Genomic DNA, 533 nt, shown 5'->3' with positions numbered 1-533 from the left:
GCTTGTTGTCGTACAACAAGGACCAAATAAAATTTGGTTTTCGCCAAGAAGTTTCCAAAGCACTTGTAACAAATGTTTGAGAACTACTTTTTAAATCAGCTTTCCAGATTGTTAAAGAGCAAACTTCGTAAAGAAGTCAAAGGCATACATTGAACGAGATGTTCAACTCATGGCTTTGTCTTCTGACAAATACAGTACGATATGGTGGAGCTATGCGGGATCGAACCGCAGACCTCCTGCGTGCAAAGCAGGCGCTCTCCCAGCTGAGCTATAGCCCCGTAATCGAAGTGGTGGGTCTGAGTGGACTCGAACCACCGACCTCACCCTTATCAGGGGTGCGCTCTAACCACCTGAGCTACAGACCCACTTCGTGTACTGTCTCTAAACTTGAATCAAGGCAATCTGTGTGAACACTCAACAACTTCGTCATCATTAAGGTAAGGAGGTGATCCAACCCCAGGTTCCCCTAGGGTTACCTTGTTACGACTTCACCCCAGTCATGAATCACACCGTGGTAAACGCCCTCCCGAAGG

At 47.1% G+C, this 533-nt stretch carries 2 tRNA genes and 1 rRNA gene; all 3 read right to left on the bottom strand.

What is annotated here, in order from left to right:
- Positions 1–202 precede the first annotated feature (202 nt).
- Positions 203–278, bottom strand: a tRNA-Ala gene (locus tag J9889_RS23080).
- 10 nt (positions 279–288) lie between these two features.
- Positions 289–365 (bottom strand) — tRNA-Ile (locus J9889_RS23075).
- Between the two features lie 73 nt (positions 366–438).
- Positions 439–533: ribosomal RNA gene (locus J9889_RS23070) — 16S ribosomal RNA — on the bottom strand; the annotation flags it as partial.

It is taken from the genome of Aeromonas sp. PrichA-15, assembly GCF_017939245.1.
Lineage (GTDB): Bacteria > Pseudomonadota > Gammaproteobacteria > Enterobacterales > Aeromonadaceae > Aeromonas > Aeromonas caviae.
Note: the sequence above shows the minus strand (reverse complement) of the source record. Positions and strands in the feature narration are given on the sequence as shown.